Annotated in this window: 1 rRNA gene; it reads left to right on the top strand. The window is 53.2% G+C overall.

The features are described from left to right. Window positions 1-2,673: ribosomal RNA gene (locus BUE39_RS33560) — 23S ribosomal RNA — on the top strand; the annotation flags it as partial. Window positions 2,674-2,712 lie beyond the last annotated feature (39 nt).

Raw genomic sequence — 2,712 nt, 5'->3', positions numbered from 1 at the left:
CAGGAAAAGAAATCAACCGAGATTCCCAGAGTAGTGGCGAGCGAAATGGGAGCAGCCTGTACTCTTTATCTTCATTGTTAGTCGAACGCTCTGGAAAGTGCGGCCATAGCAGGTGATAGCCCTGTAGACGAAAACAGCGAGGAAGAACTAGGTGTACGACAAGTAGGGCGGGACACGTGAAATCCTGTCTGAAGATGGGGGGACCATCCTCCAAGGCTAAATACTCGTGATCGACCGATAGTGAACCAGTACCGTGAGGGAAAGGCGAAAAGAACCCCGGGAGGGGAGTGAAACAGATCCTGAAACCGCATGCATACAAACAGTCGGAGCCTCGCAAGGGGTGACGGCGTACCTTTTGTATAATGGGTCAGCGACTTACATTCAGTGGCAAGCTTAACCGATTAGGGCAGGCGTAGCGAAAGCGAGTCCGAACAGGGCGATTCAGTCGCTGGGTGTAGACCCGAAACCAGGTGATCTATCCATGGCCAGGATGAAGGTGCGGTAACACGTACTGGAGGTCCGAACCCACTAACGTTGAAAAGTTAGGGGATGAGCTGTGGATAGGGGTGAAAGGCTAAACAAACCTGGAAATAGCTGGTTCTCTCCGAAAACTATTTAGGTAGTGCCTCGTGTATCACCTTCGGGGGTAGAGCACTGTCATGGTTGTGGGGTCCATTGCGGATTACTACGCCATAGCAAACTCCGAATACCGAAGAGTGCAATCACGGGAGACAGACATCGGGTGCTAACGTCCGGTGTCAAGAGGGAAACAACCCAGACCGCCAGCTAAGGTCCCCAAATATTGCTAAGTGGGAAACGAAGTGGGAAGGCTAAAACAGTCAGGAGGTTGGCTTAGAAGCAGCCATCCTTTAAAGAAAGCGTAATAGCTCACTGATCGAGTCGTCCTGCGCGGAAGATGTAACGGGGCTAAGCAATATACCGAAGCTGCGGATGCATATTTATATGCATGGTAGGAGAGCGTTCCGTAAGCCTGCGAAGGTGCACTGGAAAGTGTGCTGGAGGTATCGGAAGTGCGAATGCTGACATGAGTAGCGATAAAGGGGGTGAAAGGCCCCCTCGCCGTAAGCCCAAGGTTTCCTACGCAACGTTCATCGGCGTAGGGTGAGTCGGCCCCTAAGGCGAGGCAGAAATGCGTAGCTGATGGGAAGCAGGTTAATATTCCTGCACCATTGTTGAATGCGATGGGGGGACGGATCGCGGAAGGTTGTCCGGGTGTTGGAAGTCCCGGTCCTTGCATTGGAGAAGGCGCTTTGGCAAATCCGGGCGCGTAATTCAAGGGTGTGAGGCCAGTCACTTCGGTGACGAAGCAATCGGAAGTGGTTCCAGGAAAAGCCTCTAAGCTTCAGTTCAACAAGACCGTACCGCAAACCGACACAGGTGGGCGAGATGAGTATTCTAAGGCGCTTGAGAGAACTCGGGAGAAGGAACTCGGCAAATTGGTACCGTAACTTCGGGATAAGGTACGCCCCTGTAGCTTGATGCGCCTGCGCGCAAAGGGTGAAGGGGTTGCAATAAACTGGTGGCTGCGACTGTTTAATAAAAACACAGCACTCTGCAAACACGAAAGTGGACGTATAGGGTGTGACGCCTGCCCGGTGCCGGAAGATTAAATGATGGGGTGCAAGCTCCTGATTGAAGTCCCGGTAAACGGCGGCCGTAACTATAACGGTCCTAAGGTAGCGAAATTCCTTGTCGGGTAAGTTCCGACCTGCACGAATGGCGTAACGATGGCCACACTGTCTCCTCCCGAGACTCAGCGAAGTTGAAGTGTTTGTGATGATGCAATCTCCCCGCGGCTAGACGGAAAGACCCCATGAACCTTTACTGTAGCTTTGCATTGGACTTTGAACCGGTCTGTGTAGGATAGGTGGGAGGCTTTGAAGCGTGAACGCCAGTTTGCGTGGAGCCATCCTTGAAATACCACCCTGATCTGTTTGAGGTTCTAACCCTGGTCCGTGAATCCGGACCGGGGACAGTGCATGGTAGGCAGTTTGACTGGGGCGGTCTCCTCCCAAAGTGTAACGGAGGAGTACGAAGGTACGCTAGGTACGGTCGGAAATCGTGCTGATAGTGCAATGGCATAAGCGTGCTTGACTGCGAGACCGACAAGTCGAGCAGGTGCGAAAGCAGGTCATAGTGATCCGGTGGTTCTGTATGGAAGGGCCATCGCTCAACGGATAAAAGGTACTCTGGGGATAACAGGCTGATACCGCCCAAGAGTTCATATCGACGGCGGTGTTTGGCACCTCGATGTCGGCTCATCTCATCCTGGGGCTGTAGCCGGTCCCAAGGGTATGGCTGTTCGCCATTTAAAGAGGTACGTGAGCTGGGTTTAAAACGTCGTGAGACAGTTTGGTCCCTATCTGCCGTGGGCGCTGGATATTTGAAGGGGGCTGCTCCTAGTACGAGAGGACCGGAGTGGACGAACCTCTGGTGTACCGGTTGTCACGCCAGTGGCATCGCCGGGTAGCTATGTTCGGAAGAGATAACCGCTGAAAGCATCTAAGCGGGAAACTCGCCTTAAGATGAGATATCCCCGGGGCTTCGAGCCCCTTGAAGGGTCGTTCAAGACCAGGACGTTGATAGGTCAGGTGTGTAAGCGCAGTAATGCGTTGAGCTAACTGATACTAATTGCCCGTAAGGCTTGATCCTATAACCAGTGTGTTTCCGGTGGCGCCTCCCCGCGCCGCC

This window comes from Paraburkholderia terricola (assembly GCF_900142195.1).
GTDB lineage: Bacteria > Pseudomonadota > Gammaproteobacteria > Burkholderiales > Burkholderiaceae > Paraburkholderia > Paraburkholderia terricola.
Note: the sequence above shows the minus strand (reverse complement) of the source record. Positions and strands in the feature narration are given on the sequence as shown.